A 22,661-nucleotide genomic window follows, 5' to 3' on the forward strand; every position below is an offset into this window, starting at 1 on the left:
ACATAGTTTTATGAAAAAGCATATTTATCTATACATTTCATGCATCGCATTGCTGCTTTCGAGTTGTAATGACTTCTTGTCTGAAAGCAGTCAAGACGAAGTGCGACCCAGTACAACATCCGACTTGGAAGAGTTATTGTTAGGCGATGGATACGCTTCGCACACTCCTATTTTTTCATATCTGGAACTGTTGACAGACGATGTTGAAAGCAATTATTCGGATGCCACCAATCAGGAAGATGCTCTTCGTGCAGGAGCAGCCGTATTTACATGGGCTAATGACATGTTTGAGCAAATGCAAAAGAACAACATTCCCTGGAGCAATTCGTGGCAACAGTTGTATCATTGGATTAATGGTTGCAACGTAGTGATTGATCAGTTGCCAAAAGTATCAGGCTCGAGCATAGCTAAACAAAAGATTGAGGCAGAGGCCTTGGCACTTCGTTCGTTTTATTATTTCTTGCTTGTCAACACTTTCGCGCCTGCTTACAATACAGCTAACCCAGCATTGAATGACGCTTTGGGTGTTCCATTAATACTGAAATCGACGGTAAAAGATGAGTTTCCTAAGCGTAATACCGTAGCAGAAGTTTATCAACAAATAGAAAAAGACCTGTTAACCTCTCAAAAACTGTGGAAGAGTTGCGGTGAGTATAAAGCCAGCGTCTACACCGTATCACCTTTATTTGTAGACCTTTTGCTCTCACGCCTTTACTTATACGAGGGCAAATGGGCTGAGTCGGCACGCTACAGCAATGCCGTAATCGCCCAAAAACCTACATTAAGGCAGCTAAGCAAATACTATACATACGACGATTGGCAAGGTATTGTGTTGTACGACATGGCAAAAGGGGGAGTGTACAATAGTGACAGTCCTGAATTGATATGGGGATATTCTATCAATGGCGAATATGATGCGTTCTTTGTAGGTATCAATCCGCACATCGATTTCGGTAAATTGCCCGCTTTTACGGTTAGCAAAAGCTTGGAATCACTCTACGAACCCGATGACATCCGGCGTGAAGCTTACTTCTACAGCTATCTTACCATGAATGGTTTCATGCCAGAAAAACATCTCTTGGTAGGACGTAAAAGCGACAAAGTACCGCAAAATCCCACCAAGGGAATGCGCGTCGCCGAGGCATATCTCAACCGAGCAGAAGCAAACGCACGCTTGTACTTACAAAATAAGGATGAAAAACTAAGACAAGCCGCGTTGAGTGACCTGAACACTTTACGCGCATCTCGTTTCACGGGTACATATCAACCCATCAACATCACAGATGCGAACAAGCTCATTGACTTCTGTCTGCAAGAGCGCAGACGTGAACTATGCTTTGAAGATCATCGTTGGTTTGACTTAAAACGACAAGGAATGCCAGCCATCGAACACAAATTTTCCATCGTGAGTGGACAAACCACAACTTACAAGCTGGAACAAAACAGCAGCAAATATGTATTGCCCATTCCATTAGAAGTAAGACAACGCAATCCGGAATTGGATTAATTGATAAACAATTGACAAGATGAAACATTATTTTTTATACATACTAACAGCTTTTCTCCTCATCAGCTGTGGCAATGAAGACCCCATTTCGTCTATTCAAGAGCAGAAGGACGCCTTCGAATCTCATCGCCTACCGCAAGGTAACCATCCATACGATGCTGCCATTCAGCGCATCTTTGAGCAAACAGGCACATTGGTTCTTTATAAATACCAACCCTCGGAATTCGATTGGGGCGTGACGAGAAACTATCTGTGGAGCAAAGAACGAATGGCTGATGAAGGGTATTTATACCAGCTACCTGACGAGAAATATGTGGGAGAGCAAGTAAAAATGTTGCAGACAGAGTTCCTCAACCTTTTTCCAAGCAGCTTTTTGAAGAAGCATTTACCGCTGCGTATTCTGCTTTGCAGCGAGCTGTATTATTTAGAAGGAGGATACACAACAGAACCAACTCATGACGATTACAAGCCTGTCAATGCGTTTGAAGGATACGAATTCTTTGCCGTCAATCATGGAAATAGTGCTATCGAGAAGATGACACGACAAGAGAAAGACGAATTTCGCATCGAGCTTTGCAAATTGTTGTTGCGCCGTATTTATCCTACCATCAACAAAGGTGCTCTCCGTGAAGCCATTCCAGAGGCCTTTGCTGCCATATCTACCTACGGTACAGATGTGGATGGAAGTCTGGATGCGGGGTTTATAGACGACCGACATAAGAACAGTGTGCGCGAAGATTGGTACGACTATTTGCAAACAATCGTATCTACGCCTGCCAGCGAGTTACAAACAGCCGATGGACTTTTGTCTCATAACAAGGTTAAACAAAAGTACGAAGTGGTGATTAACTACTTTAAAAACAACTTCAAAGTTGACCTTCAGCGCATTGGCGACATGTCAACCGCACAGTAGTTCCTCACACTTCGTTGTACGAGTATCACATTTAACGAATTAAACTCACGATATATAATCCATCAACATCAATTATGAAATATTTTAAGTTCTATCATATCGGTTTACTGGCCTTATGCCTCTTGTTTCAACCAGTAAGCATTGTCAAAATTCATTCACAGGAGTTACCGCAGAAAGAGCTGGATTGGTACAATCTCTCTCCTACCCAAGATAAGGTTTATGGTATTGGAGTGAACGAGGCTTATCGTTTGCTTCAAGGCCGAAAAGCCAAACCCATCACGGTAGCACTCATCGGGTCGGGCATCGATTTGATGCACGAGGATTACCAAACCATGCTTTGGCAGAACAAAAAAGAGAAACTGAATGGAAAGGATGATGACGGCAACGGACTGGTTGATGATGTGCATGGATGGAATTTCCTTGGCGGGATTGACAAAGACGGAACCACGATTGCCATGACTTCCACCATGAACCAGGGCGATCGCGAATACTTCAGACTACGAGAAAAGTATGCCGACTACATATCAGACGGCAAGCGTTTCTTTCGCTTCCAAGGCGATGAGATGGTAGAAGTGGCACCGCCTGCAAACGTACAGGAGTATCACTACTATCGTGACACCATTGTGTACGAATCGCCATTGGCTTCACGTTACGCTGGAATCTTGGCTGCCAAGATGGTGAAGCACTATACCAAGGTGTTTGACAAGAAGCTGAAAGAACGTTTCCCCGGCCAAGAAATTACGCAAAAAGAGTTCGAGACGTTGTATGACAAGAATGCTCCAAAAGATTTATTGTCCGACATGGCGTTCATGATTTTAGGCTACAGCTTCCCCTTGGCAAAGACTAATTCGTGGAAAAAGATATATGATGTAGAAATGGCGGGTACGCCTATCAAGCAAGCTCAGCAGGAATACGAAGCCTATTTGCAAAAACACAGCACTGATAACAGACAGTCCATCGTGGGGGATGACCCCTATAACTTGCTTGACAACCATTACGGTAATGCCGATTTGCTGACAGAAGACGCAAACGTAGGTACCATGGAGGCATCTATCATCGCGGCCATCCGTGGCAACGGTAAGGGAGCCGACGGCATTTGCAACGCTGCCCGAATCATGCCCTTGCGTGCAACGACCGCTGGCGACCCTTATTTAAAAGACGTGGCATTGGCCATAAGATATGCGGTTGACCATGGAGCTAAGGTAATGTTGCTGCCATCGCAGAATACGTTGTTCCCTCCCGTAGAGCGCAAGTGGATTGCCGACGCACTTTACTACGCCGAACAGCACGATGTACTGGCGATTGTTCCGGTGACAGAGAGTGCGCAAGATTTGCAAAAAACCACTTATTATCCCAACCGGAAGATGATTGCGGGACATGAACTAACCAACTTGATGATCGTCGCACCCAGTGACAAGTTGGGTAAGCCATCGTTGAAAGCCAACTATGGAAAAACCGAATTGGACATTCACGCGCCAGGAAAAGAAATATACAGCGCAGGGGTGGGAAACACGTATGGCCTGTCTACCGGCACAGGAATGGCTGCCGCAACCTTGGCCGGGGCCGCCGCATTGGTAAGATCTTACTTCCCCAAACTCACCGCCGCAGAGGTTCGCGAGTTACTCAACAGCTCCGTGACACCCATGCAAGACATGGAAATAGAGAAAACGATTGTGGTGAACGACCGTAAGGTGAACGACCTCTTCACTTATTCAGACATTTCCATCTCGGGTGGCATCGTTAATGTGGCAAACGCAGTGAAAAAAGTATTGCAAGAAAAAAACAGCACCAGGAAATAAATCAACAAGGCGTGTGGCCCATTCATTGATGAAGTAACATCAAGCAATCTTTTTGAAATAGATTTCAAATCAATCATTCAACGCTGGCTATGAGATATATTGTTACACTTGTTCTCACATTTTTGGCTATCCACCCCATGTCGTGTCTTGGCCAGGCAACGGCGATTAATCGTTATGCTGACACCATTGCGTATGAGGTGAAGTATGGACGAATCATCATTCCGGTTGAAGTGAAGGGGCGTTGCCATAAATACATCTTAGACACGGGCGGACAGACAGCCACCATGTGGCGTGAGGTAGAACAGGCAAAGGGTGAGTTGACAGGAGGCCAACAGGTAACAACCGACATGAACGGACAGGCCAACAGCTATTCAAAAGCTACCCTGCCGGAGGTGAAGATAGGCAGATATTTGCGCTTTACCACACTCAACACCATTGCTTTGCCCGAGATACAAGGCTTTCGTGACTTAGGCGTGGTGGGCATTCTTGGCGGCGACACGTTTAAAGATGTGGTGATGAGTATCGACGGGCATGCGCAACAACTTCGCCTATTTTATCCCTACCGGCCAAAAGGGCTTAAACTGTCTGACGGCATTCCCTTGGATTATTCGCCAACATGCCACGTTAATTTTCCCTTAACATTCAAGAATCAATCCGTGCAGATGATGTTTGACACGGGCGTTCCCGAACTGCTCACGTTGAGCGAAGACGACTTTCAGCGTCTTTCGCAGGCGCAAGCTGCCACCATTACCTGCGAGGGAGTGGGTTCTGTGGGTGCTGGATTAGAAGGATTGGCAAAGCCGAAACCTTTAAAATATGTACGCATGGCGCCGTTTTCCATCAGCGGTAAAAAGTTTGAAAATACGCCGGCAATGGCGGCAGCGGGCATCCCCACGATTTTAGGAGCCGAACTTTTGCAGTATGGCACAGTAACCATTGACTATCCGCGAGGTAGGTTCTATTTCCAACCCTACGAAATTTCCACAGCCGATTTCGCAAATAAAAAGCAAACATGGAATGTGGGAATTTTGCCAGCCAATCAGCGTTTTGAGGTTACTACGATATGGGGAACCACCCAACCACAAGTTGAAATTGGCGATGAAGTGACGGCTGTCAATGGCCATGACATCACCACGTTGCCTTTAAGTGAAATGACTATCGTTGATATATTTAAGGATATCAAAGATCAGGAGGCCGAACTGACGATTCGTCGCCATCACCAAGTGTTTAAAGTTACCATTCATAAATTATAATTTTATCAAGATGCGCTTACATTCATTACTTATCTATATCTTATTGTTGTTGGCCAATATTCCTACAAGTGCCAAAGCACAGGTGAACAACACTTCGCAAGAGACGTTCGATTATCAATTACTGCGTCAGGGTGAAATCGCGCTGGACATGACGTTAGACGACCAACCTGCCCTTTTCGTGTTGGCGTTAAACGAGAAGACAGTGCTGTTTCAAGAAGAAAAGTCAACGTCCGCAACGGTTCAAAACACCACCCACACACTATCGTTAGGCAAAAGTTTGTATGCCGAAAAACAGTCGTTCGCGGTGGAATCTGCACCGGCTACCTATCGTGAACAGGATGTCAAAGGACTGTTGGGCATGGACATGTTCCGCAATGTGGTGCTTACCATCGATGCTAAAAATCAAAAACTAACCATCTCTGCGCCCTATCGACCCGATTTCATGAAGTTGTCTAATCGAATAAGGTTGAACGAAGCTCCTCAACAAGTATTGCGTTTTCCGGTCATGGTAAATCAACAGAACGTCAGTCTGCCTTTGCGCTTAGACCAATCATCTGGACTAACACTCTCTCAAGAGCAATGCCAACAGCTGGGTGCTGCAACCTCGTGTTCACTTAAAATAGCGCATACGGAATGGAAAACAGCCACAGCAACTACTAAAGAGGCCGCTGACTCGTTCTTAGGTAACGGCATTTTGCAACATGGATTGCTGTCCATCGATTTCACGAAAGCGTCCATCTACTTTCAGGCATACGATGAAAATGCCATCGTTTACAAATCTGTTTCCAAATCTGACGTTGTCGTTGAAACGGGCAAACCCACTGACATCGGGCGCACCTATTTCTTAGATCATGTGTGGGATTACACGGCTTCCACACCTTATACCTATCGCGACAATGTGCCGTGCGTTATTGACTTTTGGGCCAATTGGTGCATACCGTGCAAACGCTTGTCGCCATTGATTGACGAATTGGCTAAAAAATACGCTGGAAAAATCAAGTTTTATAAGGTTAATTATGACCAAGAGAAGAAATTGGCGGCCGATTTAGGCATCAGAGCCCTCCCCACTCTCTTAGTGATTCCGACAAAAGGAAAGCCCCAAACCATTGTAGGCCCCAAGCACGAAGAATTGGAACAGCGGATTTTGGAATACACGGGAGAAAACACGAAAGAATGACTTAGTAAGGAAGGGCATTTAAGACGGGATTTTAATCTCCATGCTATTGAACGCCAATCTACATGACTTTACAGCCCAATCTCTATGACTTTGGGCCCTAATCTCCATGCTATTGGAAAGGCTTTTTATGTTTTTGTAACCAGCAGATAATCAAACGATTATAACTACCCTGCAAGAACTATAGCCAAAAACGCCCTACTATTCACTCCTCATTCTTCAGAGTTGCCCATGCAGCAACGCATAAACTCGGTTATGCAGCTCGTTATTTCACGTTAATTTATACTATTATGAATATGAAGAAGGTGCTTATCATTTTAGTTGTAATTCTTACTATACTTGGTGGAATTCGTTATATGCAGTATAGAGAAAATAGAATATATGAAAATGAAGGGCAAGTCTTTATAGATAAGATAGAACGCTACAGAAGCATTCATAAACGATTACCAAATAACTTGGAGTCTTTAGGTGAAAAGGAAACAATGTCCACTGGGCCATATTATGAGAAAGTTGATAGCAATACATATAAGCTTTATTTTTGTATAGGATTTGATGATTATACACAAGGTGATTTAAGAGAGAAATATGATTTAAAATTAGAATTAACATCACTAACATCAAATATATATTTCATCGAGAATTTAAGTTTAGTTGAAAAAAATAATGCATTTGGTAAAGATTCAAAACGGGAGTTGTTAAAATAATCACTTGAGTTCTAAGAGTTTTCTTCAATAATATATGCGTAGTGGCAGGAAAAGATTCTCTGCCTTTTGCTATATTTGTAGTCCAAAACAAAGAAAAATGAATATACGAGAACGCATCGGCACTTTGCGCTCCAGGTTGGGAGTGAAAAACTCAAGTTTTCAACACCAAACAAGAGTTTTATAAATGGATTGACTAATTTTGCACTTGCTGGTTGTCTCTACGCATCCGAACTTTTAAAAGCAAATGGTGTAAATAGTGTTCCTATTTATTTAGATGGTGGCAATGAAATACAATTTTAAATATAAAGTGCAGTCCACTGGCAAGAAGTTAATGGACTGCAAAATACATTATTATTATTTTATAGGTTTTATTGTTCTCTTATTTTGGATAATATCATGTAAACCTCATAAAAAGAATGGTGCTGAAATTATTTGCGGAGACTCTTATTGCTTTTGGAAAACAAAGGAACATGAAGATGATAATCATTTTATTTATTATTATTTTAACAAATATGGACAATGGTTTATTTACGAGCATATCGATAAAAATAAAATACAAAAATATTATCTACGCGATCAATTATGGAGCGAGAGGTGGTCTCTATATAAAGATAGTCTATTAATTTTAGGAAGTGATAAATATAATATAAAAAGCATCAGTGATTCAGTAATTGTTATAAGCAGTTATGATAGTATCTATAAATTATACAAAATAGACAAAAAAAGCAAAACTTTCAGAATGTTGCAAAATACTTTGAATAACGATATTTAAAGTATTGGTAATGCCCTAGATTGGGAGTTGTCATTATAATATATGGTAATTATAAATCTTCTCTCAAAAAGAAAATGTTCCTTGGTTATAAATAGATAAAACTATGAATATAAAAAAACAAATAACTGTATGCAAAACGGATACAGAGATTAAAATTTATCCTGAATCAAAAAATGAATTAGGGTTATGGATTGCACATCCACCATGTTTTGTAGTCTCTATAAATGATGTTCGTAATATGGAAAGTGTGATAAATATAGCTTTGCAATATAGTAATTCTGGAGTATCTGTAACTGAAGAAACAGCAAAGAATGTGCTAAAAGAAATGCGTATTAAGAGTTGGAATATATTATATAAATCGCACAGAATAATTAGTTTTTCTTTGGCTGAAAAAGAAATTATTGTTACGCCTTTTGTATATACCAAAAAAGGTGTTTTCCCAGATACAGATGCAAAAAAGACTTTTAATATAGATAATCGCAATAATGCAATTGGATTACTACTTAAGTTGTGATAAAATCCGGTAATGCTCCAAATTGGGAGTTGTCAGAATAACTGGCTGATAATCAATTTTGTTCTAAATAATTATGCATAAAGGCAGGGAAAGATTCTCTGCCTTTTGTTATATTTGTAGTCCAAAACAAAGAAAAGTGAATATACGAGAACGCATCGGCACTTTGCGCTCCAGGCTGAAAGTGAAAAACTCAAGTTTTCAACACCAAACAAGAGTTTTATAAAAGGATTGACTATTTTTGCACTTGCTGGTTGACTCTACGGGAACTTTAAACCCAGACAAACGTAAAGTTCTACAGAGTGACATAGATATGCTCCATTTAGAAAAATTAAATTATGACAAAAATGGAAGATCACAACTTGGAAGTAGCACAAGTGCTTTTTGGCAATAAATTCTTTAATATATTAACTTGTTGCATTCTCTTTGTATCTTGTACTCCGAAGAAAAACCATAATATAACAATATCTAAAGAGAGGTTGTATGGGGAATGGGTGTTAATGAGAGGCGAAAAACAGGTTAATTATCCTTATATTGAATTTTTTGACAATGATAGTGCAGTTTTCCATTCACGCGCAGATACAATATATCAATTTACATTTTCCATAAGAAAAGACTCATTATATCTTGTAGATATTTATGGGAAGAAATATGTAAATAAAATCATGGAACTAAATGACAGGAGTGTAATATTTGAAGGTATTGCGGATGTCACTAAGACTCAAGTATATGAAAAATGAATGATTATATTTCAGATTAGGTAATGTCCCAAATCGGGCGTTGTCAAAATAAAAAGAACAACAAACGTGGCACACAAACGACAATGCACGACAGCGATAAGAAACATTAAAGAAATTTGAATGGAATCCTTAAAAAAAATAGAAGCGGCTTGCAGGAAATTTGAAGAAGCTGCGATAAAGCATGCTGAAGCAACAGAAACAGGTAATTACGCACAAGCAAACAAAAGCTATCAGGTAATAGCTAAAAGTGCTCGTTATTTAAAAGAGACAAATAGCCTTAAGCAATTGTCTAAACTTCTAGATAGCGAATCTGTTGGTGTTCGCATGTGGGCTGCAACATATCTTTTGCCTATTTTTGAACGCAATGCTATGCAAATATTGCAAAGTATTGCAAGTGGCAATAATATTCATTCGCTAACAGCTAAAATGACTATAGATGAGTGGGAAAAAGGGACCCTAATATTATAACTCAGTAATGCTACAATCGAGAGTTATCAAAATAATCATCTGATAATCAATTTTGTTCTAAATAATTATGCGTAAAGGCAGGGAAAGATTCTCTGCCTTTTGCTATATTTGTAGTCCAAAACAAAGAAAAATGAATATACGAGAACGCTTCGGCACTTTGCACTCCAGGTTGGAAGTGAAAAACTCAAGTTTTCAACACCAAACAAGAGTTTTATAAATGGATTGACTAATTTTTTCACGATTAGCGGTTACGCTTTGAGGTAACGCGGCCCGACTTTGTCAATGTTAACGTCACATTCTGCAACTTGCGGTTTGGTATGTCGAATATCACGTTCGGATTCATTCGTCTTCCCCTGAACTTCACTTCCAAGTGCAAATGCTCTGTGGTGGCTCGGCCCGTACGCCCCGTGAGGCCAATGACATCACCGGCCTTCACCCGCTGTCCCACCTTGACCAGGTTTTTGTACTGATGACTGTACAGCGTTTCAAAGCCATACCGATGCTTGATGGTGATACAATTTCCGTAACCATAATGCGGCCCAGAAAGGGTCACCACACCATCAAAGGCGGCCAAGATTTTATCTTTCGGCTTGGTTTTGAGGTCTGATCCGCTATGACCTCGTCTGCCTCCGTAAGGACTGATGAGCTTGGCGCCGGGTAAGGGAAACGCCCAATTACCAGATTTTTCCACCTCAGCCAAATTCAACTGGAACGAGTTACCTTGAGCAAAGGGATTGTCGGGATCGACACCCAGCCGTCGTTCCTGGTCGGTCACCACGGCCACATCCACATGACGGCCTCTTTTTGTGCATTGAATCATTCGACGTCTGAGCTGATGACTGTTGCTCTCGATGATGATTTCGGGACGGATGCGCTTACCATCCACCATGATGGCAAACGTACAAAAGGCTCTGCCACCCCGCTCACCCACGATGGCGAGGGTTTGTCCCGCCGTCACAGTTTCGCCAACCTTAACCAGATTTTGCGCATTGTTGCCATAAACGGTTTCCAAACCATTGGGATGTCGAACCACCACCACATGGCCGTAATCGGGAAACTTGCGTGACAAGCGAACCACACCGCCGAACATGGCCTTCACGGCATCACCCTTCTTGGTTGCTATCTCCATGTAGAGATTGGGCAAGGTTTTGGGCTTTCCAACAGGAAGCGGAAACGAATATTCGTTGTCCTTGAGCTGTGTGAAGTCGATTGAAAACGATTTTTCCTTGTCAAACAGATGAGGTGTGGAGATGCTGATTTGCTGCTGTTCGGCCGCAGTGAATTGGTTAACCACGGGTGCAAACGCAGACAGCGTCACAACGGTAGTTGCCGCCAAGAGTATATTTCTTAAATGTAGTTTCATTGATCAACAAAAATAATGTGCAGACATGGCACTACTCCCGATTGTCAGGGGTGGCGCTGCCTGCATGATTTATAACAAAATGATGCCGTTATAGATTCTGCCCGACTGGATGCCTAAACGCCGGGCCGAGAAATATGCATCCACCTGCTCGTACGTACAGATGCCGGTGGATAGAATTCGATCATCACTTACGCCCGCTTCTAACAGTTGCAAGCGGTTGCACTCGGGCAGGTTGATATGCCATTTGTCCACCTGTTGGCTGATGGCAGGCATGTTGAAGCCGGCTTGGGCGAAGGCCTGATACACCTCATCGCCCACTTCAAAATGGCGCAACGAGATGCCCGGTCCGATACAAGCATGCAGATGAGCGGGCTTAGTTTTGAACGACAACTGCATCGTCGCAACGGCTTTTTGCACGACGCGCGCCACCGTTCCGCGCCAACCAGCGTGCACGGCAGCGGCGGCATGGTGCTCTTCATCGTACAACAGCACAGGAATGCAGTCGGCTGTTGACACGCCAATACAAACATGGGGGATGGCCGTGATGAGTACGTCAACGCCTTCGAGCAACCGCTGACGTGTAGACGGCGAGAGGGAGAAGAACTCTTCTCCGATGATTCGGGCCTCGGTGCCATGAACCTGGTGTGCCATCAGCAAATGGGCATCGTCTATTTGTAGCTCGGCACACAAGGCCTTGCGGTTCATCATGACCGCATCGGGCGCGTCTCCGCAATAAGGATTGATGTTAAATTCACCATACCGACCTACACTCATTCCACCTTTCCGCATGGAAGAGAATGCTCTTACGCGCGGGTTCAGGGAATGATATGTGAGTTGTGGGTTGGTCAAAATATCGTTGTTTGGTTGTATCGAAGCCCTGGTCAATCGTCCAGGTCTTCGTATTCAAAATCTTCCAGGTCGGCAACATCTTCTAGATCATCATCGCTGACATATTCTATCTCGGCGAACTCTCCCTCATCTGCCAACTCTGCGGCAAACTTGTCAGGGTCTTTGTCACGGTGCACCAGATTGTCCTCGGCAATGATTCCCTTGAGTTTGTTGCTCTCACTATTGAGTTCTTGCCACAGAATGTCCTTCAGTTCATTGAGTCCTTTTCCCGTCACGGCAGAGATGAAAATCACCGGAAGGTCGGTAGGTAGGGTTTCTTGGAGCATCTCCATGAGTTCGTCATCCAGCAAATCGCACTTCGTTACCGCCAAGACACGATGCTTGTCCATCATGTCGGGGTTAAACGTTCGCAACTCGTTGAGCAAGATGTCGTATTCCCGCTTGATGTCATCGGTATCGCCCGGCACCATGAAGAGCAGCAGCGAGTTGCGCTCGATGTGTCGCAAGAAACGAAGTCCAAGGCCCTTTCCCTCACTCGCCCCTTCGATGATACCCGGGATGTCGGCCATGACGAACGATTTGTGGTCACGGTATTCCACGATGCCCAAGGAGGGTTCGAGCGTGGTGAACGGATAGTTGGCAATCTTGGGGCGTGCGCTGGATATGGCTGACACCAAGGTAGACTTGCCCGCATTGGGGAAACCTACCAAGCCAACGTCGGCCAGGAGCTTCAGTTCGAGTATGATGGTGAGTTCCTGCATAGGCTCACCGGGTTGCGCATAGCGCGGTGCCTGATTGGTGGCCGTGCGGAATTGGAAGTTACCCAGTCCGCCTCTGCCGCCTTTGAGCAACAGCACCTCTTGTCCATCTTCGGTGACATCACAGATATATTTGCCCGTCTCGGCATTATACACCACCGTTCCGCAAGGCACGTCGATATAAATATCCTTGCCGTCGGCTCCGCTTCGTTTGTCGCGACCACCATCTCCACCATGCTCGGCAAAGATGTGTCGGTCGTACCTGAGGTGCAACAGCGTCCAGTAGTTATGGTTTCCACGGAGATAGATGCTACCCCCTTTTCCGCCGTCACCACCGTCGGGTCCGCCGTTGTAGTTGTACTTTACATGACGAAGGTGCATGGATCCCCGGCCGCCCTTACCGGAGCGGCAGCATATCTTTACATAGTCTACGAAATTGGAAGCCATCTTTTACTTTGAACTTTGAGATTTGAACTTTGAACTGTAGCTACTTTGAACTCTACTTACTTTGAACTGTGAACTTTGAACTTTGAACTGTGGTTACTTTGAACTCTACTTACTTTGAACTGTGAACTTTGAACTTTGAACTGTGGTTACTTTGAACTTTGAACTTTGAAAATGATTCAAGTTCCTTTGGTTGCCTTGACTATCTTAATTAAGACAGCCTTGAGACGCTCGCAATCATTAGAGATAGAAAGATATTCTTGCTCATTGATAAATCTTGCTTCATAAAGTAAATCAATCCAATATTCAGTCTCAGTCGCTTCCTTCAAAGCAATGTTCATCTTTGTTGTAAAATCTGGACGACTTTGAGCATTCTTACCTTCATGCACATTCGCGCCAATGCTTGTGCCTGAACGAAGGAGTTGCTTTGACAGAACATATTCACCATATTCTTTTGTCAAATAACGATATAGATTCACTATTCTTAGTGCAAACTCCTTTGACAATAGATAGATGTCATTTTCTATGATTTTATCCTCAGACATAAACATTTACTTTGAACTCTACTTACTTTGAACATTGAACATTGAACATTGAACTTTATTTACTTTGAGCTTTGAGGTTTGAACATTGCACTTTATTTATCTTGAACAGTTTTTACGTTGTACTGTGAACAATGTACTTTGAGTGATGAATGGTGAACAATGAATTTTATACCCATGACGAAAACTCATGTAACTATAAAGTTCAAAGCTCAATGTTCAAAGTTCAAAGTAAGTACAGTTCAAAGTACATCGATTGTTTGGCATATATCTTCCGTGATTCTTTCTAATTCGCCCAAGCCGTTGATATGATGGTGAATACCCTCTTTTTTGTACCATTCAATCAAAGGAGCAGTTTGAGAGTGATAAACATCCAAACGCTTCTTGATGGTTTCCTCGTTATCATCAGTACGACCACTCTCCTTTCCGCGGAGAATGAGGCGCTTCATCAGTTCATCTTCAGGCACATCCAACTCAATCATTGCTGCTACACAGTGACCGCGGTCGGCCAACATCTGCTTCAGAGCTTCGGCTTGAGGGATGGTTCGTGGGAAACCATCGAAGATGACTCCCTTGTGATCCTTGCCGAAACTATCGTACACACTGGCCAGGATGTCAATCATGAGTTCGTCGGGAATCAACTGTCCCTTATCAATATATCCCTTGGCTGTCTTGCCCAGTTCCGTACCGTTCTTGATTTCACTGCGCAACACGTCACCCGTGGAGATGTGCCCCAAACCATACTTTGCAATCAACCGATCGCTCTGGGTGCCCTTTCCTGATCCAGGCGCACCAAATATTACAATATTTTTCATTCTTCTACTAATGTATAAATGTCTCTTAAATTTCTTCCTTGTTGTTCGTAATCGAGTCCATAACCCACGATGAAGTCGTTTGGAATCTCCATGGCCACATATTTGATGTCCAAAGGAACGTTCAACTTGCCGGGCTTCAGTAGCAAAGTACAGATATCTATCGATGCAGGACCGCGCGTACCTAAGGTCTCAATCATGCGACGCATCGTAGCTCCTGTGTCTACGATATCCTCAACAATGACCACGTGTCGGTTGGTGATGTCCTCATTGAGCCCTATCACTTCCTTGATGACACCCGTGGAGGCGATGCCTTGATACGAAGCCAGCTTGACAAACGATATCTCACTGGGAATCGTTATGTATCGCATCAGGTCGGACGCAAACACAAAAGAGCCGTTCAACACGGCGAGAAACAGCGGCTCTTTGCCTGCCAAGTCGGTATTGATTTGCTCGGCAACCGCTTTCACCCGCTCCAAGATATCAGCTTCCGGGATGAACGTTCTGAACGTTTTGTCCTTGATCGTTACTTTACTCATGGAATCTAAATTTGATGATTATCAATCGCAAAGTTACGAAAAATATCATAAACATGCGACAACACGCCGATGAAAGTAACAGGACGGAGATAAAAATCGGTCTATTGTAGAGTCAACCAGCAAGTGCAAAATTACAAAACGTGTTTGAAGAATTCTCGTTTTGGTGTAGAAAAGTTTAATTTTTCTCTCGGTCTTTCGTTCAATTTCTTTTGTATCGACATAATTCTCTTGTCTGTGTAATGTTCAAACGAATCCTTTTTCGGTATATATTGTCTGATCAGCTTATTTGTATTCTCAATAGCTCCCTTCTGCCATGAGCAATATGGATCAGCGAAGTACACGGGCACGCCTAAGAACTTGGTAATGTCCTTATGTGCCGCAAATTCAGGCCCGTTGTCTGTTGTAATGGTCTTCAGACAATCCTTGTATGGCAGCAGCAGTTTCCTGACCACCTTTGCCAGGGGCTTTGACTGCTTCCCGAATGGCAGTTTCTGCATGAGCAGCATATTGGTGGACTTCTCCACCAGCGTGAGTATGGCGTGCTGGGCAGGGTCTACGATCAAGTCCATCTCAAAATCCCCGAATCTCTTCCCGTCAACTTCCTTGCTTCTTTCATGGATGCTCACCCTGTCCTTGATTGGAAGATGTCTGCCCTTGGGACGATGCCTGTATTTCATCTTATGCCTTGTGTGCCTGGCAAGTTCCCCTGTCGTGTCATTGTGGATGATGTTATAGATGGACTGGTGGGACACCTTTATCCCCTCGTTCTTGCGCAGATAACCAGATATTTGTCTTGGAGACCACTGGTCATTGATGATATATTCCTTGATTCTCCAGACCAATTCGTCGGAGAGTTTGGAGTTCTTTACCGTTCTATTTCTGCGCTGCATAGCCATGTCGTGCGCCTTTGTCCAGATATACTTTCCTGATGGCGTGCTGTTGTTCTTTAGCTCACGACTGATCGTAGCTTCACTCGTACCCACAATGAGGGCAATTTCTTTTCTCTTTATTTTCTTTTGGAGTAAGGCGAAAATTTGCGACCTTTGCTCCGAGGTTAATTGATGATACATATACAATACAAAGTTAATTAATCTTTGGGAGACTGCGGTCTCCCTTTTGCTTTTTTTGTATTGCTGATTGTGCTCTTCGGGGGCTTCGCGCCCCCGGCCGCATGGCAACCTCCGCGGTGTTTTTCATGTTTTTTGTACAATCCAAACACCAACAATTTTTGCACTTCGATTTTGAATCTTTATATGCAGAGTCTCAACCAGCAATACAAATAAATAAAAGGGAGACCGCGGTATCCCAAAGATTAACTAACTTTGTATTGTGACATATCACCGATTAGCTCGGAACAAAGGTCGCAAATTTTTGCCTTACTCCAAAAATAAGACAGCGAGACAAGTAAATTGTTGACTCTGCGTTTCTATTTCAACGTCAATTTCCTTGCAAAAGTCGTCTGCAACACCAAATGCTCTACAACTTTGTCTTTGGCAATCACCGCTATAATATTCACACCTTATTGATAACCAAATATAAAGGTACAAAAATATAGCAAGATTATCAATTTCTTCCATCACTTTCTTATCTCGAGCTCAGGTGTTGCGGTATTTCATTTTCTCAATCATAGTCCTATAGATCAAGTCAAATACGCGCTAATTTAATTCAACCAACGGGTAAGACAATAGAAGAAACAGCGAAAGTATTTAACATCTTTTAATCATTAAAATTTTGTACTTATAAATTTTAAACACTATATTTGCAGCACCTATTTGTCAGACAAATAACACAAATAAACAATTGAATACCTAAACATGAAGATTAATACCGATACTGTAACATTAGTAGACCAGGTAGAACACAGTCTATTGAACTATTTCAAAGACAACGATTTACGATGTGGTGACCCGATTCCGAACGAACATCAGTTGGCCGACGAGTTTGGTGTAGGGAGAAGTGTGGTGCGCGAGGCATTGAGTGGATTGAAGATGATGGGAATGATCAACTCTCGTCCACGCAAGGGGATGGTACTATCCGAGCCTCCTGTACTCAAGGGACTAAGGAGAGTTGTGGTCCCACGCATACTCAGTGACAAGACCATCTGGAACCTTCTGAATTTCCGTATTGCTCTGGAAATCGGAATCTCCAACGACATTTTCAGAAGGATTACCGACGAAGAAGTCAAGGAACTCGATGAAATCGTCAAAATAGGCATCGCTTCGGAGAACAATGAATATGCACTGGTCAGTGAGTTCTCATTCCACGTAAAGTTGTACAATATTACCCGAAACGCCATTATCTCCGAATTTCAAGAAATCATCCATCCTGTATTGACCTATATACGGGAGAATTATACCAAAGAACTGCGCGAAATCAACATCCAACTGAAACAACGGAATCGGCTCGTTACGCACACCGATCTGCTGGAATGTATCAAGAACCGCGATGAAAAGGGCTATCGTGATAAAATAGAACAACACTTCGAGGTTTACAGGATATTGATGAAAGAACAAGGAAATCTGTAATGATGAAACGTAACCTACATACACGAGTATTGACTGTAGCAATGATTACCCAAATGATTGTTTCAACTTCCTTGTATGCAGGCAACGGAAAAATAGCAAAAAGCACTATGATAATAGACTGGAAAACAATTCAGTCGCTGAAAAGCCTCGGACAGTCTCCACTCTCCAGAGGGCTTGCGGGCGCTTTCTCAGGACGTATAGGGAAACACCTCTATATCATTGGGGGTGCCAACTTTGATAAAGCCTACCCCTGGGAAGGTGGAAAGAAACGATGGTACAGGGAAATCCTACGGTATGGGCTGTCAAGCGACCGCTGGAACTGCTGTGAGGAAACACTGCCAGGCGAACTGGCTTACGGTGCATCCATCCAGCTTCGAGACGGATTTCTGTGCATCGGCGGATGCAATAAGACGGCATGCAGTGACCTTGTGTTCTATCTGACAATGGACAACGACAGGATTGTAGTCGACTCAACCCGCTTTCCACGCTTACCGGTCAAACTGGCCAACATGGCAGCAACCAAAATCAAAAACTGCATATACATTCTCGGTGGACAGACCTCCATGACCGATGACGCATCTACTAACCTATTCTACTGCCTTGACCTTAACAATCCGAAAGCGGGTTGGCAGCAATTGCCATCCTGGCCGGGGCCTTCCAGAGGCTATGCCGTCTGTGCCGGTCAGGGAAGAAGTCTATATCTGTTCAGTGGCAGAAGCTATTCAGGCAACCAACCCACCACGATGCACGAAGACGGCTATGTATTTGATACCCGAAAACAAACATGGCGAAGGCTAAAGGGGCATTTCCCTGTCATGGCTGGAACGGCCATCGCCCAAGGGGAGAAGCTGGTATTCCTCGGAGGAGTGGAACAATTGCTCCCAACCACGCCCAACCATCCTGGATTCAGCAGGCTGGTCAGAGTTTACGACACCAGGAAAGAAGCCTTCGACCCGCCCATCCTGTCTCCCTACCCTCTGGCCGTAACAACCAATACCGTCGTCATCGGCAACACCTTCTATATCATGAGCGGCGAGATTCAACCAGGCATACGAACGCCCGAAATAATTACTGGAACCCTGAAACGAAAATAATAACTAAAAACAAAAATATGATTACCCACACACGTTTAGAAGGCATGATTGCTGCCGTATTTACTCCTTTTACCAAAGAAGATGAAGTAAACCTCGAAATGATTGACCGCTATGCCGACTGGATTGCGTCAACAACCATCCAAGGCGTATTTGTATGCGGTACTACCGGCGAATTCTCATCACTCACCATTGAGGAGAGACAACAGATTTTAGCACGGTGGATAGAAGCCTCCAAGCACAGATTCAAGGTCATTGCTCACGTAGGATCCAATTGCCAGAAAGACTCTGCTCAACTGGCTCGCCATGCTGCAGCCTGTCATGCCGACGCCATTGCCTCGATAGCGCCCAGCTTCTTCAAGCCAGGCACAGTCAACGACCTGGTGAACTACTTCAAACCCGTCTGCGAAGCAGCCCCCGAAACGCCATTCTACTACTACAATATGCCCTCGATCACCGGAGTGAACCTGCCGGTAGATGAATTTCTGACCGAAGGAAGCAAGGTAATTCCCAACCTTGTGGGCGTGAAGTTCACCCACAACAACCTCATGGAGATGCAGCAGTGCATAAATCTGGAAAATCATTTGTTTGAGATTTTAAACGGATTCGACGAGATTCTGATTGCTGGAATCTCCATCGGAGCAGTCGCAGGAGTGGGAAGCACCTACAACTATATCCCATCTGTCTACCAGCATGTATTCGATGCCATGCGCAAGAACAACATGGCAGAGGCCCGACAATGGCAACTGAAATCAGTGGAGATGGTGAAACTCATCATCAGATACGGCGGTGGTGTGCGCGGTGGGAAGGCCATCATGAGCCTCATCGGTATTGATTGCGGCAACTGCCGACTCCCCTTGCCAGCCTATACCGAAGACGAACTGGCCTGCATCCGCAAGGATTGGGAAGACCTGGGTATCAGACCCTAAAACCATTGTCAGGAAAGAGACTGCCGAGAAATATTACTAACCATCAATAATAGATTTTTGCACAAATGAAGAAGATGTATTATATCCTCTTTATGCTCGTATTGGCCTTTTCCGAAAGCGCATTTTCACAAAAAATACGGCTCACAATAGAATCTCCCACCATACCGGTTTTGGTTAAAAAAGAGATCAATCCGACCATCAAGTTGAACTTCATTCAGCATGGCCAACGCCCCTATACCATCCAGAAGATAATAGTGGACGCATTGAAGAGCACCGACCCGAACGACATCCTGTCTGTCGGAGTCTATGGCTCCAGCAAGAAAGGTATGGTTGACACGCTTCAAATTTTCAATAAGCCACAGGCGCCGAAAGGCAGGATTGTTTTCACCAACCCCATCAACGTGGCAACCGACACCTTCTCACTTTGGATAGCAGTAAAACTAAGGGAAAAGGTCAGTCTCGACCATAAAGTCGTCATACAGTGCAAAGAGGTGATAACCAATAGAGGAAAACTCACCTTCCGCAGCGCCACAGCCAACATCAATCCACTGCGCATAGGCGTTGCGGTAAGACAGAAGGGACAAGATGGTGTCAACACCTCGCGCATTCCAGGCATTGCGACGGCCAATGACGGCACCCTCATGGCTATTTTCGATGCCCGATATCAATCGTCGAGAGACTTGCAAGGCGACATAGACATTGCCATGCACCGCAGCTTTGACAAGGGACTGACATGGGGACCCATGCAAAAGGTCATCGACATGGGGACATGGGGCGATCTGCCGCAGAAATACAACGGTGTAAGCGATGCCTGCATTCTGGTAGACCGCTCGAACGGCGACATTTACGTGGCCGGTCTATGGATGCACGGACTGTTGGACAAGCAGGGGAAATGGATGCAGGGACTGACCGAAAGTAACAACGAATGGGAACACCAATGGCGCAACAAAGGCTCACAGCGTGGGTTTGGACTGAGGGAAACTTCGCAATTCCTGATCACCAAGAGCACCGACAATGGTGCCACATGGGGCTATCCCGACAACATCACGCCCAAGGTAAAGAAAGAAGACTGGTGGCTCTTAGCTCCCGCACCCGGCCAGGGACTGTGTACGAGCGACGGGAAACTAATCTTCCCAACCGATGGACGCGACTCTACCGGCATGCCTTTTTCTAACATCACGTACAGCCTGGACCATGGTAGGACGTGGAAAACAAGCAATCCGGCCTATCATAACGCCACCGAAAGCAACGCGGTGGAGCTGACCGACGGAAGCATTATGCTCAATATGCGCGACAACACCAACAAGGGCAACACTCAAACCAACGGACGAAGAATATCGACCACTGACGACCTTGGACAGACATGGACCGAGCATCCCACTTCCAAGAAAGCACTTGTGGAGCCTACCTGCATGGGAAGCCTCTACCGTCATTACTACACCGAGAACGGAGAACGGAAGAGCATCTTGCTGTTTGTCAATCCCAGCGACACATCTATCAGAGACAAGATTACGCTGAAGGTAAGCTTTGACGACGGAATGAGCTGGCCGGAGAAATACTGGATTATGCTCGACCTGTTCAGAAGTCCCGCCTACTCCAGTATCACGTCGATAGATGAACAGTCGGTCGGCATCCTTTTCGAGAGTAGTCAGGCCCAACTGGTATTCCTTAAACTAAGTCTGAAAGAAATATTGAAACGATGAAACAGACACAACAACATAGCAAAGCCTATCCCTGGGTGGTGGTAGGACTGCTCTGGGGAGTTGGATTCCTCAACTACATGGACCGGCAGATGCTATCTACCATGCGTGTTCCGATGATGCAAGACATCAGTGAGCTGCAACAGGCCGTCAACTTCGGTCACCTCATGGCCATCTTCCTATGGGTTTATGGTTTGATGAGTCCGGTATCGGGCTTGATTGGTGACCGATTCAGCCGAAAGCGTCTCATTGTGGGAAGTTTGTGCGTGTGGTCGTCCGTCACGTTGCTGATGGGCTATGCCACCTCTTTCAACCAGCTGCTTGTGCTCCGTGGCATCATGGGATTGAGCGAGGCCCTGTATCTGCCTGCAGCTCTCTCATTGATAGCCGACTACCACAAAGACCGAACCCGCTCTCTGGCGATAGGTATTCACATGACCGGCCTCTACTTCGGCCAGTCGATTGGTGGATTCGGCGCCACACTGTCGATGATGTACTCTTGGCAGACCACCTTCCATTGGTTTGGCATCATTGGAATTGCTTACGGTCTGATGCTCAGTATCTTCCTGAAAGACGCACCAGTGAGCGAGACTGAGGCCGTTTCCAACCAGACTCAGCCATCCGTGACGCAGAGTCTGAAGAAGCTGCTCACCAACAAGTTCTTCCTCATCATCCTCATTTATTTCTGCATTCCCGGCACACCCGGCTGGGCCATTAAGAATTGGCTGCCAACGCTCTATGCCAACGACCTGGCACTGTCACCATCTGTTGCTGGTCCGTTGTCTACCTTATCCATCGCATTGTCATCGCTCTTAGGAGTTATTCTTGGCGGTTACATTTCCGACCGCTGGGTACACCGCAATATCAGGGGACGTATCTTCACAGGCGTATTGGGACTGGGCATGATTTCTCCTGCGCTGCTACTCATCGGCAATGGCTCTTCCATGTTCACCATCATGCTGGGAACAGTTTTATTCGGAATAGGTTTCGGCTTCTTCGATGCCAATAACATGCCGATTCTCTGCCAGTTTGTTTCTACCAAATACCGATCTACGGCATACGGACTGATGAATATGTGCGGCGTGTTTGCTGGTGCAGGTATCACCAGCATCATCGGAAAGTCGCTCGACTCGGGGCACGTAACCCGTGATTTCAATATCATGGCCCTGACTGTGCTCATCGCCATGTTTGCCGTTGGCTACCTGCTTCGTCCCAAGACAATCGACAAGCAGTAGACCTCACCAACCTTCTCATCCCTCTCGTTCTAT

General features: G+C 44.6%; 22 protein-coding genes. 15 read left to right on the top strand and 7 right to left on the bottom strand.

The annotated features are described in order from the left end of the window. The first annotated feature begins 10 nt into the window (after positions 1-10). The 10 genes from NQ518_RS06985 to NQ518_RS07030 all read left to right on the top strand — a co-directional run bounded on the left by NQ518_RS06985 (position 11) and on the right by NQ518_RS07030 (position 9,841). Complete coding sequence (locus NQ518_RS06985; RefSeq protein WP_227960294.1) at positions 11-1,507, top strand: RagB/SusD family nutrient uptake outer membrane protein; 1,497 nt, start codon at positions 11-13, stop codon at positions 1,505-1,507. A 19-nt stretch (positions 1,508-1,526) separates the two neighbouring features. After that, positions 1,527-2,420, top strand: coding sequence for a putative zinc-binding metallopeptidase (locus NQ518_RS06990; protein WP_227960293.1), 894 nt, complete (start codon positions 1,527-1,529; stop codon positions 2,418-2,420). 74 nt (positions 2,421-2,494) lie between these two features. Continuing rightward, positions 2,495-4,219, top strand: coding sequence for a S8 family serine peptidase (locus NQ518_RS06995; protein WP_227960291.1), 1,725 nt, complete (start codon positions 2,495-2,497; stop codon positions 4,217-4,219). 89 nt (positions 4,220-4,308) lie between these two features. Beyond that, positions 4,309-5,472, top strand: a complete 1,164-nt coding sequence (locus NQ518_RS07000) for a hypothetical protein (protein ID WP_227960289.1) — start codon at positions 4,309-4,311, stop codon at positions 5,470-5,472. A gap of 10 nt (positions 5,473-5,482) precedes the next feature. Beyond that, complete coding sequence (locus NQ518_RS07005) at positions 5,483-6,649, top strand: thioredoxin family protein (RefSeq protein ID WP_227960287.1); 1,167 nt, start codon at positions 5,483-5,485, stop codon at positions 6,647-6,649. A 287-nt stretch (positions 6,650-6,936) separates the two neighbouring features. Next, complete coding sequence (locus tag NQ518_RS07010) at positions 6,937-7,350, top strand: hypothetical protein (RefSeq protein ID WP_040563244.1); 414 nt, start codon at positions 6,937-6,939, stop codon at positions 7,348-7,350. Between the two features lie 283 nt (positions 7,351-7,633). Further along, positions 7,634-8,122 (top strand): hypothetical protein, encoded by a 489-nt coding sequence (locus NQ518_RS07015; protein ID WP_227205407.1) that lies wholly within the window; start codon positions 7,634-7,636, stop codon positions 8,120-8,122. A gap of 103 nt (positions 8,123-8,225) precedes the next feature. Beyond that, positions 8,226-8,636: a hypothetical protein gene (locus NQ518_RS07020; RefSeq protein ID WP_227205405.1), complete on the top strand. Its 411-nt coding sequence runs from the start codon at positions 8,226-8,228 to the stop codon at positions 8,634-8,636. A gap of 344 nt (positions 8,637-8,980) precedes the next feature. After that, the gene (locus NQ518_RS07025; RefSeq protein WP_260107719.1) at positions 8,981-9,373 is read left to right on the top strand and encodes a hypothetical protein; all 393 of its coding nucleotides are present in this window, start codon (positions 8,981-8,983) and stop codon (positions 9,371-9,373) included. Positions 9,374-9,493: 120 nt separating this feature from the next. Continuing rightward, complete coding sequence (locus NQ518_RS07030) at positions 9,494-9,841, top strand: DUF2019 domain-containing protein (protein WP_227205403.1); 348 nt, start codon at positions 9,494-9,496, stop codon at positions 9,839-9,841. 241 nt (positions 9,842-10,082) lie between these two features. On the opposite strand, the gene NQ518_RS07035 is transcribed toward NQ518_RS07030, so the two are convergent. The 7 genes from NQ518_RS07035 to NQ518_RS07065 form a co-directional block, all read right to left on the bottom strand. Beyond that, entirely contained in the window at positions 10,083-11,204 is a 1,122-nt protein-coding gene (locus tag NQ518_RS07035; RefSeq protein WP_227205401.1) for a M23 family metallopeptidase, read from the bottom strand. Positions 11,205-11,273: 69 nt separating this feature from the next. Beyond that, complete coding sequence (gene pgeF / locus NQ518_RS07040; RefSeq protein ID WP_227960286.1) at positions 11,274-11,993, bottom strand: peptidoglycan editing factor PgeF; 720 nt, start codon at positions 11,991-11,993, stop codon at positions 11,274-11,276. Between the two features lie 92 nt (positions 11,994-12,085). Continuing rightward, positions 12,086-13,258: a GTPase ObgE gene (gene obgE, locus NQ518_RS07045; protein ID WP_227205396.1), complete on the bottom strand. Its 1,173-nt coding sequence runs from the start codon at positions 13,256-13,258 to the stop codon at positions 12,086-12,088. 176 nt (positions 13,259-13,434) lie between these two features. Continuing rightward, positions 13,435-13,800 carry a four helix bundle protein gene (locus NQ518_RS07050; RefSeq protein WP_227205394.1) on the bottom strand — a complete coding sequence of 122 codons (366 nt, stop codon included), beginning with the start codon at positions 13,798-13,800 and terminating at the stop codon, positions 13,435-13,437. Between the two features lie 239 nt (positions 13,801-14,039). Then, the gene (locus NQ518_RS07055) at positions 14,040-14,612 is read right to left on the bottom strand and encodes an adenylate kinase (protein ID WP_227205392.1); all 573 of its coding nucleotides are present in this window, start codon (positions 14,610-14,612) and stop codon (positions 14,040-14,042) included. Continuing rightward, on the bottom strand, positions 14,609-15,148 hold the full coding sequence (gene hpt, locus NQ518_RS07060; RefSeq protein WP_227205390.1) for a hypoxanthine phosphoribosyltransferase: 540 nt from the start codon (positions 15,146-15,148) through the stop codon (positions 14,609-14,611). The genes NQ518_RS07055 and hpt overlap by 4 nt, the downstream gene beginning before the upstream one ends. A gap of 131 nt (positions 15,149-15,279) precedes the next feature. Continuing rightward, positions 15,280-16,218 (bottom strand): IS30 family transposase, encoded by a 939-nt coding sequence (locus tag NQ518_RS07065; protein WP_227208636.1) that lies wholly within the window; start codon positions 16,216-16,218, stop codon positions 15,280-15,282. A 744-nt stretch (positions 16,219-16,962) separates the two neighbouring features. Here NQ518_RS07065 and NQ518_RS07070 point away from each other — a divergent pair. The 5 genes from NQ518_RS07070 to NQ518_RS07090 all read left to right on the top strand — a co-directional run bounded on the left by NQ518_RS07070 (position 16,963) and on the right by NQ518_RS07090 (position 22,628). Next, on the top strand, positions 16,963-17,673 hold the full coding sequence (locus tag NQ518_RS07070; RefSeq protein WP_227205389.1) for a FadR/GntR family transcriptional regulator: 711 nt from the start codon (positions 16,963-16,965) through the stop codon (positions 17,671-17,673). After that, positions 17,673-18,767, top strand: coding sequence for a hypothetical protein (locus tag NQ518_RS07075; protein WP_227205387.1), 1,095 nt, complete (start codon positions 17,673-17,675; stop codon positions 18,765-18,767). The genes NQ518_RS07070 and NQ518_RS07075 overlap by 1 nt, the downstream gene beginning before the upstream one ends. 17 nt (positions 18,768-18,784) lie before the next feature. After that, on the top strand, positions 18,785-19,693 hold the full coding sequence (locus NQ518_RS07080) for a dihydrodipicolinate synthase family protein (RefSeq protein ID WP_227205385.1): 909 nt from the start codon (positions 18,785-18,787) through the stop codon (positions 19,691-19,693). Positions 19,694-19,758: 65 nt separating this feature from the next. Then, complete coding sequence (locus NQ518_RS07085; protein WP_227205383.1) at positions 19,759-21,396, top strand: sialidase family protein; 1,638 nt, start codon at positions 19,759-19,761, stop codon at positions 21,394-21,396. Beyond that, entirely contained in the window at positions 21,393-22,628 is a 1,236-nt protein-coding gene (locus NQ518_RS07090) for an MFS transporter (RefSeq protein ID WP_004351041.1), read from the top strand. The genes NQ518_RS07085 and NQ518_RS07090 overlap by 4 nt, the downstream gene beginning before the upstream one ends. Positions 22,629-22,661 lie beyond the last annotated feature (33 nt).

Source organism: Hoylesella buccalis ATCC 35310 (assembly GCF_025151385.1).
GTDB classification, from domain to species: domain Bacteria; phylum Bacteroidota; class Bacteroidia; order Bacteroidales; family Bacteroidaceae; genus Prevotella; species Prevotella buccalis.

Bases quoted from the DNA above. Each gene is read 5' to 3' on its own strand.
- NQ518_RS06985 (WP_227960294.1), top strand. From the start codon at position 11: ATGAAAAAGCATATTTATCTATACATTTCATGCATCGCATTGCTGCTT.
- NQ518_RS06990 (WP_227960293.1), top strand. From the start codon at position 1,527: ATGAAACATTATTTTTTATACATACTAACAGCTTTTCTCCTCATCAGC.
- NQ518_RS06995 (WP_227960291.1), top strand. From the start codon at position 2,495: ATGAAATATTTTAAGTTCTATCATATCGGTTTACTGGCCTTATGCCTC.
- NQ518_RS07000 (WP_227960289.1), top strand. From the start codon at position 4,309: ATGAGATATATTGTTACACTTGTTCTCACATTTTTGGCTATCCACCCC.
- NQ518_RS07005 (WP_227960287.1), top strand. From the start codon at position 5,483: ATGCGCTTACATTCATTACTTATCTATATCTTATTGTTGTTGGCCAAT.
- NQ518_RS07010 (WP_040563244.1), top strand. From the start codon at position 6,937: ATGAATATGAAGAAGGTGCTTATCATTTTAGTTGTAATTCTTACTATA.
- NQ518_RS07015 (WP_227205407.1), top strand. From the start codon at position 7,634: ATGAAATACAATTTTAAATATAAAGTGCAGTCCACTGGCAAGAAGTTA.
- NQ518_RS07020 (WP_227205405.1), top strand. From the start codon at position 8,226: ATGAATATAAAAAAACAAATAACTGTATGCAAAACGGATACAGAGATT.
- NQ518_RS07025 (WP_260107719.1), top strand. From the start codon at position 8,981: ATGGAAGATCACAACTTGGAAGTAGCACAAGTGCTTTTTGGCAATAAA.
- NQ518_RS07030 (WP_227205403.1), top strand. From the start codon at position 9,494: ATGGAATCCTTAAAAAAAATAGAAGCGGCTTGCAGGAAATTTGAAGAA.
- NQ518_RS07035 (WP_227205401.1), bottom strand. From the start codon at position 11,204: ATGAAACTACATTTAAGAAATATACTCTTGGCGGCAACTACCGTTGTG.
- pgeF (WP_227960286.1), bottom strand. From the start codon at position 11,993: ATGCGGAAAGGTGGAATGAGTGTAGGTCGGTATGGTGAATTTAACATC.
- obgE (WP_227205396.1), bottom strand. From the start codon at position 13,258: ATGGCTTCCAATTTCGTAGACTATGTAAAGATATGCTGCCGCTCCGGT.
- NQ518_RS07050 (WP_227205394.1), bottom strand. From the start codon at position 13,800: ATGTCTGAGGATAAAATCATAGAAAATGACATCTATCTATTGTCAAAG.
- NQ518_RS07055 (WP_227205392.1), bottom strand. From the start codon at position 14,612: ATGAAAAATATTGTAATATTTGGTGCGCCTGGATCAGGAAAGGGCACC.
- hpt (WP_227205390.1), bottom strand. From the start codon at position 15,148: ATGAGTAAAGTAACGATCAAGGACAAAACGTTCAGAACGTTCATCCCG.
- NQ518_RS07065 (WP_227208636.1), bottom strand. From the start codon at position 16,218: ATGTATCATCAATTAACCTCGGAGCAAAGGTCGCAAATTTTCGCCTTA.
- NQ518_RS07070 (WP_227205389.1), top strand. From the start codon at position 16,963: ATGAAGATTAATACCGATACTGTAACATTAGTAGACCAGGTAGAACAC.
- NQ518_RS07075 (WP_227205387.1), top strand. From the start codon at position 17,673: ATGATGAAACGTAACCTACATACACGAGTATTGACTGTAGCAATGATT.
- NQ518_RS07080 (WP_227205385.1), top strand. From the start codon at position 18,785: ATGATTACCCACACACGTTTAGAAGGCATGATTGCTGCCGTATTTACT.
- NQ518_RS07085 (WP_227205383.1), top strand. From the start codon at position 19,759: ATGAAGAAGATGTATTATATCCTCTTTATGCTCGTATTGGCCTTTTCC.
- NQ518_RS07090 (WP_004351041.1), top strand. From the start codon at position 21,393: ATGAAACAGACACAACAACATAGCAAAGCCTATCCCTGGGTGGTGGTA.